Annotated in this window: 10 protein-coding genes and 1 pseudogene; 6 read left to right on the top strand and 5 right to left on the bottom strand. The window is 59.8% G+C overall.

Translation table 11 applies throughout. The features are described from left to right. The first annotated feature begins 7 nt into the window (after positions 1 to 7). From ACVWZM_RS29390 to ACVWZM_RS29375, 4 genes are all read left to right on the top strand, one after another. Positions 8 to 907 (top strand): DUF4007 family protein, encoded by a 900-nt coding sequence (locus ACVWZM_RS29390; RefSeq protein WP_456855443.1) that lies wholly within the window; start codon positions 8 to 10, stop codon positions 905 to 907. Beyond that, positions 895 to 4,323 (top strand): hypothetical protein, encoded by a 3,429-nt coding sequence (locus tag ACVWZM_RS29385; RefSeq protein ID WP_456855442.1) that lies wholly within the window; start codon positions 895 to 897, stop codon positions 4,321 to 4,323. Before ACVWZM_RS29390 ends, ACVWZM_RS29385 begins: the two co-directional genes overlap by 13 nt. Beyond that, positions 4,316 to 5,137: a phosphoadenosine phosphosulfate reductase family protein gene (locus ACVWZM_RS29380; protein ID WP_456855441.1), complete on the top strand. Its 822-nt coding sequence runs from the start codon at positions 4,316 to 4,318 to the stop codon at positions 5,135 to 5,137. The genes ACVWZM_RS29385 and ACVWZM_RS29380 overlap by 8 nt, the downstream gene beginning before the upstream one ends. Before the next feature lie 622 nt (positions 5,138 to 5,759). Beyond that, entirely contained in the window at positions 5,760 to 7,607 is a 1,848-nt protein-coding gene (locus ACVWZM_RS29375; RefSeq protein WP_456855440.1) for a hypothetical protein, read from the top strand. A 107-nt stretch (positions 7,608 to 7,714) separates the two neighbouring features. On the opposite strand, the gene ACVWZM_RS29370 is transcribed toward ACVWZM_RS29375, so the two are convergent. Next, positions 7,715 to 8,365, bottom strand: a complete 651-nt coding sequence (locus ACVWZM_RS29370; protein WP_456855439.1) for a hypothetical protein — start codon at positions 8,363 to 8,365, stop codon at positions 7,715 to 7,717. A 321-nt stretch (positions 8,366 to 8,686) separates the two neighbouring features. Between ACVWZM_RS29370 and ACVWZM_RS29365 the strand changes: the two genes are divergently transcribed. After that, positions 8,687 to 9,469, top strand: coding sequence for a hypothetical protein (locus ACVWZM_RS29365; RefSeq protein WP_456855438.1), 783 nt, complete (start codon positions 8,687 to 8,689; stop codon positions 9,467 to 9,469). Positions 9,470 to 9,764: 295 nt separating this feature from the next. On the opposite strand, the gene ACVWZM_RS29360 is transcribed toward ACVWZM_RS29365, so the two are convergent. The 4 genes from ACVWZM_RS29360 to ACVWZM_RS29345 all read right to left on the bottom strand — a co-directional run bounded on the left by ACVWZM_RS29360 (position 9,765) and on the right by ACVWZM_RS29345 (position 12,944). After that, on the bottom strand, positions 9,765 to 10,124 hold the full coding sequence (locus ACVWZM_RS29360; RefSeq protein ID WP_456855437.1) for a hypothetical protein: 360 nt from the start codon (positions 10,122 to 10,124) through the stop codon (positions 9,765 to 9,767). 323 nt (positions 10,125 to 10,447) lie between these two features. Beyond that, positions 10,448 to 10,612 carry a thiolase C-terminal domain-containing protein gene (locus ACVWZM_RS29355; RefSeq protein WP_456855436.1) on the bottom strand — a complete coding sequence of 55 codons (165 nt, stop codon included), beginning with the start codon at positions 10,610 to 10,612 and terminating at the stop codon, positions 10,448 to 10,450. A gap of 15 nt (positions 10,613 to 10,627) precedes the next feature. Further along, the gene (locus ACVWZM_RS29350; protein WP_456855435.1) at positions 10,628 to 10,915 is read right to left on the bottom strand and encodes a hypothetical protein; all 288 of its coding nucleotides are present in this window, start codon (positions 10,913 to 10,915) and stop codon (positions 10,628 to 10,630) included. 1,606 nt (positions 10,916 to 12,521) lie between these two features. After that, positions 12,522 to 12,944 (bottom strand): hypothetical protein, encoded by a 423-nt coding sequence (locus ACVWZM_RS29345; RefSeq protein WP_456855434.1) that lies wholly within the window; start codon positions 12,942 to 12,944, stop codon positions 12,522 to 12,524. On the opposite strand from ACVWZM_RS29345, the pseudogene ACVWZM_RS29340 reads away from it, so the two are divergent. Next, positions 12,876 to 13,433 (top strand): annotated as a pseudogene (locus tag ACVWZM_RS29340) (site-specific integrase); the annotation flags it as partial. The gene ACVWZM_RS29345 and the pseudogene ACVWZM_RS29340 overlap by 69 nt on opposite strands. Positions 13,434 to 13,552 lie beyond the last annotated feature (119 nt).

Raw genomic sequence — 13,552 nt, 5'->3', positions numbered from 1 at the left:
TATCGAAATGTCTGAACGAGAATTCGAAGTCTTCTCCGGCCATGAGTCGTTTGCCTGCCGCTATGGCTGGCTCCCCAAGCTCCACGAGGCGCTTCTCAAGGATCCGGAGCTGTTCGGCGACGACGACGCAGCGATCGTGACGCTCGGTATCGGCAAGAACATGGTCCGATCGATCCGCTTTTGGGGTGATGCCTTCGGGCTCACTAAGGCCGAGGGCAAGCGCGTCGTTCCGACTGAGTTCGGCGTCGCCCTCCTGGACCAAAAGAAGGGGCATGACCCGTACCTCGAAAGCAACGCCTCTCTGTGGCGCCTGCATTGGAACATCACGACCTCGGCGAACCTAGGGGCCTGGACATCGGCCTTTCTTGATCTCGCCGACACGGAGATACTGAAGGATGCCTTTCTGAAGGCGGTCCAAGGCAAGGCCGTATCAGCACGCGGTGCGATCACATCGGGCACCGTAACGCAGCACGTCGACATCTTTCTCCGCACGTACGACGCAGGGCGTGGCTCGGCTACGGCGGTCGTCGAAGAGGGTCTCGGCTGTCCGCTCCAGGAACTGGGGCTGCTCGAACTCACGGACGCCGGCGCTAGTCCCGTCATCCGTTTCAAACGTGGTCCAAAGCCCGACATCGACGTCGCGACGACGGCTTTCGCCGTCGCAGACTTTTGGCGGTCCGTGGCACCCAACAGCCTTTCGCTGTCTTTTCGCTCTCTGATGGTCGACCGGCGCTCGCCAGGCACGGTCTTCAGACTCGACGAAGCGTCGATGCATCGGTCTCTCGTCGAATTGACGGAGGTCGTGAGAGGACTTTCGCTTCGCGACGATGGTGCCGGCGGCGTCGATCTCGTCCGATCACAATCAACTCCGCTTAGCCGTCTGGAGGATGCCGCGTGGCAGCACTGAAGCGCACGGCCCTGCTCGCCGATCGAATCTCGATCGGGCGCAGGTACATCCGTTCCGTCGATCTGGGACGAGACCTTGAAGATCCGCACGCTCTCTCGGGCTACGTCATTACGCCGGCGGTCCGGGATGCGCTGCAGCGCATCTTGAACGGTCTTCGCGATGATTCCACTCAAAGGGCGTTTCGCGTCACCGGTCCGTATGGCGTCGGCAAATCGGCGTTCGGCCTGTTACTGGCCAAATTCTTCGGAGATCGCGTCGACGGGAAAAGCGGAGCGGCCGCCAGGTTGCTGCGTACTGAAGACGTCCCGCTGCCCGGCGTTCCGAAGTACCTGCCGTTGGTGGTCATCGGTCGGCGCGCGAATTTCGCGGATTGCCTCTTGGCGGAGATCGCGCAAGCTGCACGCTCATTCCGCGGAGCGAAGGCAGCGGCGCTCGCGAAAGATTGCGAGGCGCTGGCCAAATCGCGGGCCAAGGGCGTCCGAAGCGACGTTGAAGTGCTTAATCTTCTTCGGCGCCTCTCCGTGGAACTCAATCCGGGCGGCGGCGTGCTCCTTCTCGTCGACGAGATGGGACGATTCTTGGAGTACGCGGCGCTTCATCGGCACGAGTCCGATCCTTCCTTCTTCCAGCAGCTCGCCGAGCGGGCCGGAGGCGTTCAGAAGGATCCGCTCGCGGTCGTCGCATTCCTGCATCATCGCTTCGCGGACTATGCTGCCGGACTGGGTGAATGGGTAGAAGCAGAATGGGTCCGATCGGCAGAGCGCTACGAAGACATTTCGCTGCATGACTCCACCGAACAGACGGCCTTCCTGCTGGCGGAAGCCATCGTTCATCGGCCAATGGAGGATGGTGAAATCGCGTCGCGCGCGCAAAAGCTCTTCGGCGAAGCCGCGGCCAAAGGCGTTTTCACGACCCGAAAGAGCGAGCTATCGAAGATCGGCCCCCGACTTTATCCGCTCCACCCTGCTTCGGTCGCTTGCCTCGCGAATATCGCCGGGCGCTTCGGCCAGAACGAGCGGTCGGTCTTCAGCTTCCTGCATTCTCTCGAACCGCACGGGTTCCAGCGCTTCATCCACGCGAACACTCATTCTCCGGACGTCTGGTACAGCCTGGCGGATCTCTACGATTACGTGGCCGCACTGGGCGACGTCCGCTTCAGGTCCGCGGACCGGGAGCGTCGCTGGGAACTCCTCCGGAATGCGGTAGCGGAAGGCGTCGATCTCGAAGATTTGCCGCTGCGTGCCTTGAAGTGCGTCGGCTTGCTTGCCGTGCTCGAACCGACCCCTGGCCTGCGCGCCGACCCAACCACCGTTGCTTGGTGCCTCGGAACGACCGCCAAGGACACCGAAAAGGCGCTCAAGACGCTGGTCGAGCGGAAGCTCCTATATGTGCGCGCGCATCGCGACGACTACAGCCTTTGGGCAAGCACGAGCGTCGATCTCGACGGGTGGCTCGAACAGGCAAGGACGCAGAACCCTCAGATCAGGCGCTTGGATTCCGTGCTCGCGGCTCTTCCGCCGGCCCGCCCGCTCGTCGCGCACAAGCACTATCATCGCACGGGAACCTTGCGCGCCTTTTCGATCGCTTACTGGAACGGCGAAGGTGATCCCTCGTTCAAGGTAGCTGCCGACTACGACGGCACGGTCGTCGTCGTACCGGTCTATCCCGACCAAGACATCCGGAAAGTGGCCCGGAAGATCGAGTCCGTCGCCGACGTAGCCGACGAACTCACGCTTTACTGCGTACGTCAGATCACTCCGAACGCTTTGGCCGCCGCTTGGGATTTGGCTCTCTGGCGTTGGATCGACCAGAATTGCGGTGACCTGCGGGTCGACGATCTCGCCAGACGCGAAGTGCGTGGGCGTATCGATAGCGCCTCCAGCGCACTCCAGTCCGCGCTCGAACCGTTCGGACGGCCTTCGCTCCCGGGATCCAAGGAGCTCTGGGTTTATCGCGCCAAGCCGCTTGCTATCGCCGACCGCACGCTGCTCAACCGCAAGCTCAGCGACATCTGCGACGACGTATTCTCGAAGGGACCGATCCTGCGGAACGAGCTCATCAATCGGTCGAAGCTGTCCAGCGCTGCGGCCAGCGCGCGTATGCGCTTGCTCGAAGCCATGGTCGATACCGCGGATCAGCCCTATCTCGGCTTCACCGGCGCTCCGCCCGAGCGCACGGTTTACCTTTCTCTTTTCCAATCGACGAACGTTCACCGGCAAGAGGACGGACGCTGGTCGTTTCTGCCGCCTTCTCCGGACGAGCTGAATTGGGGACCCGTTTGGGCCAAGATCGAGGAGTTCCTCCGCTCGAAGGGATATTGCTCGTTCGAAGAGATCGCCGCGGAGCTTGCGAAGCCGCCGATCGGATTACGCGCCGGCCCCTCTCTGCCGATGATCGCCGCATTCATGCTGCATCATCGCCGACAAGTCGCGATCTTCGAGCGCAATAGCTTCCAGCCCGAGCTTACAGCCGCGCATTTCATGCGCCTGGCGAAGAATCCCTCAAACTTCGCGCTGAAGTACCTGGGCAAGTCGGAGTCTACGGCCGCCATCCTGGAACGCCTCGCGTCCGGTTTGGAGATCTGGCCCAGCGATGGTCGGCCAGAGGGATCGTTGAAGCCTCTCGTGGAGGCTCTCTATCGCTGGTGGCAGGCCATACCCGCATACGGGAAGGAAACCAGCACGATCTCGAAGTCGGCACAGGCGATTCGAGCAGCCTTGAAGAAGGCAGACGAACCCATCGACCTCATCTACACGCACTTGCCTCAAGCCTGCGGCCTCTCCGCCTTGAAGCCGGAGGGATACGACGAGGAGCAGGCAGGTAATTTCGTCGAGATCCTCAACACCTCCCTGCTGGAAATTGCGGATGCTGCTTCCCGGGTCCGTAGCTCAGCGCAAGCGGCTCTATTGGAGGCGTTCGGTGCTCGTACCATCGATAAGCTGCGAGGTCAGATCGCAAACGACTACGGGCAGCACACGCTGAAGCTTACTGATTACCGTCTGCGGGCGTTCATCGAGCGCGCTTCCGACAGCAGTACTGGCGACCAGGCCTGGCTGGACGGCGTGGCCAGTCTGCTCACCGGCAAACGCATCGATGCCTGGAAGGACGACACGATCGACAATCTCATCTTCGAGTCCAGGGCGATCGCCGCCCGTCTGGCCAGATGGTTGGCGCATATGAAGCTCGAGGACGCGAACACCACTCCGTTGGTCAGCGTCCACGTGGTGGATACCGCCGGGCATGAAGAAATGGTCGTCGTTCGCAAGGGCACGCTTACGAAGGAAACCGAGGACAAGGTCGCTCAGATCAAGAAGCTTCTGGCGAGCGCCAAAGATCCTTCCTCGGTCCTCGCCCATGTGGTGGCCGACCAACTCAAGATGGCTCCCAAGGATACGAAAGCGCCGACCGATGGCTGAGACGAACAAGACCAGGCACATCCTCAGCCTTTCCGGAGGAAAGGACAGCGCGGCTCTCGCCATCTACATGCGCGATCGCGTGCCGGAGATGGAGTACATCTTCAGCGATACGCGGAAGGAACTGCCGGAGACCTACCAATACCTCGAAAGGATCGAAGACTACCTCGGCAAACGGGTTCATCGCCTGAACGCTGAGCTCGGCTTCGATCATTGGTACGAAGTGTACGGCGGCATGATCCCTTCGAACCATCGCAGATGGTGCACGAAGATGCTCAAGCTGAAGCCCTTCGAGGAGTTCGTCGGAGAGGAGCCGGTTCTCAACTACGTCGGACTGCGCGCGGATGAAGAGCGCAGCGGCTACATCAGCCACAAACCGAACATCACGCCGATCTATCCCTTCAAGGATGACGGATTGAAGCTCGTCGACATTCACGAAATCCTCATGTCCAGCGGCGTTGGGATGCCCCCTTACACGGATTGGGGCAGGACGCGCTCAGGCTGCTTCTTCTGCTTCTATCAGCAGAAGATCGAATGGGTCCGACTGAAGGAAGCCCATCCAGGCCTGTTCGACGAGGCGAAGAAGTACGAGCGCCCTTACGAAGGTAGCGGAAACGTCTTCACGTGGACCTCCGGCGAGAGCCTCGCAGAACTCGAGCAGCCCGATCGCATGCAGAGGATCCGAGACGAATACGAACGACGCAAGACCCAGGCTTCTATTCGAGGCGCGAACCTGACCTTGGAGCAAGTGTTCGCCAGATCGTTCGAAGAAGAAGATCAAGAGAGTCGAGAGGCTTGCGCGATCTGCACAATCTGAATTCTGGGCGTGGCTCGTGCGCGGCCGCAACCGCGCAGGGTAGTCGACGAGCCGCAGCTCGGTGGGAAAGCCAAACAGGTAGAATTGCGCACCGACGTCGCCCTGCCAAATGTCGCCTTCCACCAACGGCAGGAACGCCGATTCCAGGTTCGGCGAGCCGTAGTTCTCCGGCACGAACTCCATGGCGCAAAGATCCTTGAAGTCCTCATCAGCCGTGCCGTCGTCGTCGTTTGCGAACACGAAGCGAGACCCGGACACAAGGATCTTGCCTTGTTCGATCGTGATCGTGACGTCGTTCGGAGAATGGTCTGATGCCGACACCAGACGAGAAAGCACCTGTCTCCCAGTCGCACCGCTGTCGCGGATCCCAGCAGCGAGTACGGGAAGTTTTCATTCCCCGTCAGACAGAATATCTGCTTGGTATAATTCGCCAGCGTCTTCTCGACCTGTCGCCCGGGCAACCACAGGCGCCCGACGCGCACGGCCGATTCCGACATCCACTCCGGCAGGTTCCGAATTATGTTGCATTGTAGCTGACCCGGACAGACGATCGCTATCGATGAGGGGATCTCGATGATGGCCAGCGATGTTCGAGATGCCCGTTCGGTGATACAAGTACACCATGACCGGGGAAGTGAAACTCGATGAACTCGCGAAGCTCGGATACCTCGACGTCAAGGCCCTTTCGGGACGCGCGCTAAGGCTCCTTCCGTTGTGGGACGGCGAGAACTGGTCGCATTGGTTCGACGGGCCGGATGACCAACTCCTTCCGATCCGCATCGTCGGTACCGCGCAATCGCTGTACGTCACCAACACCAAGCCGGCCAGCGACACCGATCTGTGGATCCCGCTGATCGAGCTCGTCTGGCAGCGCCTCAGCTACCGGGATCTCGTCGGCTTCACGCACGCGCTCGAGGACGACTTTCACCTGCTCGCAACCAGCGCAGCGAAACTCGAGCACTTCTACGCGGTGCGGGATTCGTTGAGCCACGGTTTCATCGCTTCGTTCGTCCGCGCCGAGGTGGAGTACATATTGATCGTGGCACGCTCGATCTTCGACTTGCTGCAGGAAGTCATATCCCGTTTCTGGAACAATCACGTCATCCTGCGCGACGAGGCCAAGAATTGCGCAAGGACACCACTTCGTACGCCAGTCGATCCGCGCGATGGAGGACGGATTCGACGCCTTGGTGCGAAAGGTCCAGCTTGTCGGACAAGGCGTCTATTCGGAGGATCTCGCGACGGACTCGGACTTTTGGCAGACCTGCGCGCGCGAATGGGGCAACGGCTATCGCGACCGCGTCAACCGTCGGAACGCCGACTGGTTCAAGGCCGCGGTCGGAAAGAATGCCGACGAGCGCGTTCTGACCCTCATCTCCGAAGAATGGTCGAAAATGATCGCGAGCGTGAACGAGCTGATGCCAAACTGAACAGCGAGACGATTGCATCGAGGAAAGCCATGACAGCAGCGAATGCCGACGCCCACGCGGCCTCCTCGCCTCCGGACAAGGCCGCACCGAAATCGCTGGTCGAGGCAACGAAGTCCGACGGCAGCCAGATCGCTCGCTTCTTCGATCTCCGGAAGAAGAAGTACGAAAGGTGCCTTCATGTCGGCTTCGACTGCAAAGAAAAGCCCATACGCGCGCATTCGATCCAGAACTCGAAGGTCCTCGACCTCCTTCAGCGGGACAACCACGTCGTCGCGCCCTTGCCGTACGTGGACCCGGCGACCCGACCAGGCGTGAAATTCAAGTCCATCGGGCGCAACGATGCTTCGACCTTCACCGGCCTGTGCGCGAAGCACGACAAAGAACTCTTCCGCCTGGCCGACACGGAGCCCTTGGATACGAGCAACGCGACGCAGTTCGCACAGCTTGCCTATCGTGCAGTGATGCGCGAACTCCACGCATGCGTAGAGGGTGCCTATCGGATCGATCTGCTGCATCAGCAGCACGTTCGCGACGGATTGGTTGATGAGGATACGCCGAGCCCCTCCGCCATCTTCTGGGACAAGGGATGGCGCGTCATCCGATACAGAGGGACCCATTTCGACAAGCCGATGGCAGCGGGAAAGGATCCGCCGTTGATCCATCGCATCATCGAATTGAAGGAGCAGACGCCAACTCTGGCGGCAGCTTCGCTCTTTTCGGTGGAGATCGACTCCAAAGGGGACATCATCGGTCCAGCGTTGACCGTGATTCCCGTCGACGCCGAGAAGACCGTCGCCATCGTCTCCTTCCCGAAGAAGCAGAAGTCCAAGGTTGAGGAGCATTTGTCGGCGCTGTTCGCCGCGACGGAGCCAATCGACAAGAAGCGCGAACTCTCTAGGCTGATCATCGAATGTGTCGAGAATTTCGTTCTCGGGCCGGCCTTCCATGACGCCATGCCGGAAGACAAGGAAAAGCGAATTATCGACGCCTATGGAGGACTGACGAAGTTGGAAAATGGGGCCGACTTCGATCTCTTCTAGGATGCGATGGCCGCAACGGCCGTACGCGGAGGCTCGCTCTCGATGCCTCCGCGCCACTTTCAATTCGAGCTCTCGACCATCGTCTCGCAAACTCCGCGCTATGCCGCCTACTTGTCGTCCTTGATCAGCTTGTCAAGCGAGGACTGCGGAACCGCGGTCTGCACATCGACGCTGAGCAACAGTCTGCGGTCCGCATCGGTGATCTCGCCCGAGGTCAACAGCATGGCCGGGACGTCGGACACATTGGCGTTGGCCGTGATCGCGCCATTGTGGCACGCGCAATCCAGCACGATACCGCGGCCGGCTTGGGCACGATTACCCTTGGCGGAGACACGGAAGTAGAAGCGACCAAAGCCGGGATTGCTGTCCTCACCGGGACGGTAGTCGATCATGTAGAAGCCATCGACGTGATAGGCCGTGAACGGATGCCGCACGTTCTTCTCGGTGACGATGACGCCGGTCTCCGTCCCGTCCGCCAGCCTCTTGCGTTCGGTGACGCGCCAAGTCTGGAGCGGGTCGCTATCCTTGTTGTAGCCCATGACGAGATACTGATCCGGCGGAGGCACCTTGGCCTCCGCAGGCGCCGCCACGACGTTCTCGGCGTGCTCCACGGTCGATTTCACGGCTTCCGTGATCGACGGCCCGTGCTCCAGCCAGTACTTGGTCAAGCTCACACCGGTATGGGCAAGCGATGCAGCGATAACACTGCAGCCAAACGCAATTCCGGCGATGAAGCCCGCCTTACGAGACCTAGACATTTCGAAATCCTATTCTTGATGGGACGAATTCCGGTCGCCGCTTTTCCGCGGCGACCGGAAGTGCGGGTCAGCAAGCTTTTGCGTACATCATGACCATCTCTACTTTCTGGCCGGAGAGCCCGGCCGGCTCCGTTTAGCTGGGCGTCGCGGCCCATCCGAAATAAGCGCGAGAAGGAAGGACGTTCCGGTCGAAACGATCGCAATCGCATCGGTAAATTCGGCAGATATTCCCGAAAGCATTTGCAAAGTTCGGGCAAAATTTCCAAAATCGCCCGAAGGCGGATCGGACCGACGGCGGTGCGTGACCTTGGGGAGATTGAAGTGGGACGGCGGAAGAAGAAGGCGCTTTCACAGGCACAGCTCGCTCATATGGAGGAGCTTCTCGATCAGGTCCTGGAGAAGGAACGCAAAAAGCAAAAGAAGAGCAAGATAAACAAGACTTCGCTGGCTTTCGACAGCCACACGAAGAACGGCATAAACGGTCGCGCCGATTGGCCGGTCGAGACCTACGATAGGTTCGTGATCTGGTGCCGCGAAGAATACGAAGTGACCGCGGAGCTGCGCGAGACCAATGAGCCCGACCACATCCTGAAGCTATCGGACAGCATGCCCGTCGGAGATGAAGATGGATTGGACGCGGCTACCGGCCGATATATCTTCCTCACTCTCATCGGCACGGAGTCAGCGCGAGTCACATGGATCGAGATGAAGCAGCGCGAAAGCGATGCACGGCGCGCGCTCTTCGAGGCGAAGCGCGGACCCACGACCGAGTTCGAAGGCTTCTACTACGCATCCCAGAATTCGGTCTTCTTGTTAGGCGAGATCCCCGGCACTCAACTGCCGCGCGGAATCTACTTGACGACCAGTCGCGACCCGGGGCGACCGCGCGACATGATCGGAATGACGTCCGGCTCCTCCAATAAGAAGTTCGTATTCGGATCCGCCTGCTACGCGTGGGCGACCGACGACGACGTAGAACAGTTGACGGGGAAGCTAGACGTACAGCCTCTTTCGAGCGTCCGAGAACTATATCCGAACGCAGTCGCCAAGCTGATGGAGTTCGCCGGCGTACAAATGAGCATCGACCGCCCAGCCGACGAGTAAAATCGCGGGAGCAGCTTTCTCGTAGCTCAAATCCAGAGGCACCAGGCAGCCATGGCCATGTTCGGCATCGACACCTCCCAACCCGCCAGCCAATCCTTGTTGAAGGACGCGAGCGGATTGAACGGCGGTCTCCCGAAATTCTGGGGCCGCTATTTCAACGGGACGACATAATCCTTCGTGCGCCGATAGCGATCGGCGGCGGGTCCATCGTCCCACTGGCATCGTCGAAGGAGCTGCACGGCGACCGCGGCCTGATACTCGCTTGGGCACGATTGGTTTGCCATTCCCAACCGCCTCAGTTGCCGCACGACCGTGGACATCCAACAGTACTGGGCGGTCGGCTCGCAAGGGCCTGGGCATGGATGAAACTAGACGGCGCATAGAGGCGATCTATTTCGGACCACCAAACCAGATCTTCGTACTGCTCTCGATTGCATTCTGGAGTCAGCTCGAAGGCGAACCACGTCTCAAGAGCCGCGAGGTCTGCGGTGAGCGGAGCCTGCCGCAGCACCGAAGCGAGGTCGATGAGAATCGCCTGGTCGTTCTTCACGCGCACGTTTTCGCCGTGAAGGTCGCCGTGGGCCGGGGCCAAGCGATAATGTTGCCGAAGGGTTGTCAGTTGCTTCCATACTTCGTCTGAGCCGACGGCTTCCATATCGCTGGGCGGCTACGGAGTACAAGGACCGGATGTCTTGCGGCCGACACATTTCGGCCCGCAGCGCGCCGTCCGGTTGGCAAGAGTCCCCGGGCGTCCGTTACTTCAGACTAGGCACTTGCCGCGCGCGAAAATGACGTGGCATTTGGTCGTCACTCTTGGTGTCCAATGCAGACGCTGGCAACAACAGCTTTGGTAATGGCACAATGCGTCGTACGAAATCGACCACCCCTATCCCACCCGCCTCGACGGGTGATTCGGACCGGGATGCCGCCATCAATAGGGAGATTGCGTTATACAATCGCAGCGGCAACATGCTGGCACTATGGGCCGAGCTCTGCATGTGCACCCGAGCCGGCCTGAGGCTTCGGTCCAATTCCCTTTTCGCGGATGAAATGGCCGCCCTCCCCCTTTGCGCAAAAGCCCAGATCCTCGATCTGACAGAGAACGATGAAGGTGAATGGAAGCGGGCGAATCCAGGTGCCCATCTGCGGTACCGCTGATCAGAACGGCCGTGGGAGCTCGCGGGCGGCATCAGGGCGGCTCACGATGACCGCTGCGCCACCGTCGCTCTCCTGGCTGCAATCGAGCAGCCGGAAAGGATCTGAGATCATCCGCGAGGCGTGATGATCCTCGATGGTGATCGGCTTGCGCATGATGGCGCGGTCGTTCAACGCGGCGTGCTGGCGCATGGTAACTGCGATTTCCGCAAAATCGCGAATTGTGGCGTCGTACTGCTCATATAGCGGCGCGGCATCGATGCGTATAGCTGCGCGCGTGACACCGCTCATAACGGCAGTTCGAATTCACCCACCGTGCGAAACGCTGGAATCTGGTGGACACGCGTCGCAGCCCGTCCGCCAGCAAATGCATCGCGGCCGATTAGGATCAGGACATGACGGCATAAACCGGCTGCAATCGCGGTAGCCGCGCACTGCAGCGAAGCTACGCCGTCGACGTCGTGGGGGGATAATGGTAGGCGATCTTCACGGCATTATGAGCCAGGCAATGCCCGAGATCGGGGCCATCGACGAGCCCCCGATGTTAGAGGGTAAAGCCGCCTAGGGCGGCCTCCGCCTGCGCGCATCTGCTGATGGTTATAGAGCTACGTGCGGTGGCATTCTGACGAGACTTCGGCTGGAGCCACTAGGGATCGGCATCGTCAACGGTGAGTGCCTTTGATGCATTCTCGAACAAAGCCAGCGCGCAGTGGCCGACAGCACTGATAAGCTTTCAGCGATTCTCTTATCAGTCAGCGAGACTTCATTTGCCTATTAGTCGGTTGAATGGATCCAGCGAAGCCATATCTAGAAGATTAGCGCGCCACCCAAGCGAGCGCGCGTACCTCACCGAGGCACGATTTGTCGCCTGACAAAGGCCGGCCCCTTAGTCAGGACTTATAGAGCATGCACTCAATCGTAAATATCTACCTTCTGATAGGACTCGCATTCTCTAGCATCGGCGCGCGGACTATTGTCACGATTGGTTGGCGACGCTCTCCCGCACTGTCGACATGAACTCGGACATGAACGTCGGGACCGCATTAGGCTTGCATTGGCGATGCACACATGGGCCAAGGGTTATGAGGTAACATGCGATGAGGGCACTTTCGATTTGGACCATTTCAAAACCCGTCTCAGTGTTCCAATTTGCACTCGGAAGCCGCCGATTGTCCTACTAGCGAGCACGCTCCGCTTTCACAGTAGAAGCCTTCGCTTATACTAATAGGAATGGACTATGACGCTCGAAGCGAGGCATTGATCGCGTAAGGGAAGAGCGCGAACCTCGCTCAATGGAGCGACGACGAACCGATTCTTGCAAAGGTCCGTGTACTTCTCCAAGGTTAGTTGACTTTGCCATGCCGCGCAAAGCTTCGACTGCTCGAATTTTGAGGTCGTAACGTCACCAGAAAAATTGGCTGCCCTCAGACCATCGGAAGGCTCGCGTGGACTTGGACCGTCGACAGTGGACTTGGACCATCGACAAATGCATGCCACTCGGATCTAGATGACTTGGTCTTAGAATGGCCAGAGCGCATCTCTCCCCAAGTCTGGTTTCGCGTGATATGCCTATCCGCCTGTCTGCTGCCGCATCGTTGGCTTTTCCAGACGGATCGATGACTGCTTCTGGCCTGCGACGAGAAGCACGCCGCGGCCGGCTCGAAATAGAAAGAATTGCCGGCAGAGATTATACTACGCTCGAAAACATCGAGAAGATGAGGGAACTGTGCCGCGTCAAAGTAAGGGAGCCCGTCTCTATAAGCGAAAGGCACGATATCGCGGCGGAAAGCTCGTCGCCCAAGCAGTCTGGATCATCAAAGACGGCGAGCGCCATATCGCCACAGGCTGCCTTGCGGGCCCGTCTGAAACAAAGCCGCCTCGAGAAGCAGAGCAAGCGCTAGCAAACTACATCGCGCAGAAATATCAACCGGAGCGCAGTCGGCGGGATATCGACGACATCGACTGTGCCGACGTGCTGTCGATCTATCTGACCGATATCGGTGAGCCCGGTGATCAGTTTGAAATTGAAGCGAGGATCGACCGGCTCAACGATTTTTGGGGCGGCAAGAAGCTGTCGGCGGTCAACGCGCAAACCTGCGCGGCTTACGTCAAACATCGCGGCAGCAAGGGCGGCGCGCGGCGTGACCTCGAGACCTTTCGTGCTGCGATCAACCATCATGCAAAAGAGGGCTTTCACCGGGGTACGGTTCGCGTATCCCTCCCGCCGAAAGGCGAGGCGCGCGACCGGTGGCTGACGCGCACGGAGGCGGCAGCCCTGATTTGGCAATGTTGGCGCTACCGCGAAAAGCAGACGGTCCACGCCGGCAGCTCAAAGGGCGATCCGGTATGGACGGACCGCCGGCCACTGCGACACGTTGCCAGATTTATCCTGATCGGCCTCTACACTGGCACCAGGGCCGGCGCGATCGCAGCGGCATCGCCATACCCCGAGCTTGGGCACTCGTACGTTGATCTGGAGCGTGGTATCTTCTATCGCAGGCCGATCGGGAAGCGAGCCACCAAGAAGCGTCAGACGCCAGCTCCCCTTCCACCCCGGCTGCTTGCTCATATGCGTCGTTGGAAAGACCGGAAGCTGATCAGCACCTGCTTCGTCGAGTTCAACGGCAAGCCGGTCGCTTCCGTCAAGAAAGGCTTCAAATCTGCCGTGGATCTGGCCAAGCTGCCCGGGAAAGTCACTCCGCACACGTTGCGCCACACGGCGGCGACCTGGCTGATGCAGCGCGGCGTGCCGATCTGGGAGGCAGCCGGGTTCCTCGGCATGTCGTCGGAGGTCTTGCAGGATACCTATGGCCATCACCATCCCGATCATTTGCACGGGGCGGCAGCAGCCATTGGCCAAAAAGCGCGGTATGTTTCGGTGGTCAAATCGGTGGTTGACTCGGGAACGGTCACCGATGAGAACAAAAA

It is taken from the genome of Bradyrhizobium sp. USDA 4501 (assembly GCF_054062115.1).
The sequence above is the reverse complement of the archived record's forward strand: the minus strand, read 5'-3'. Positions and strand labels throughout refer to the sequence as shown.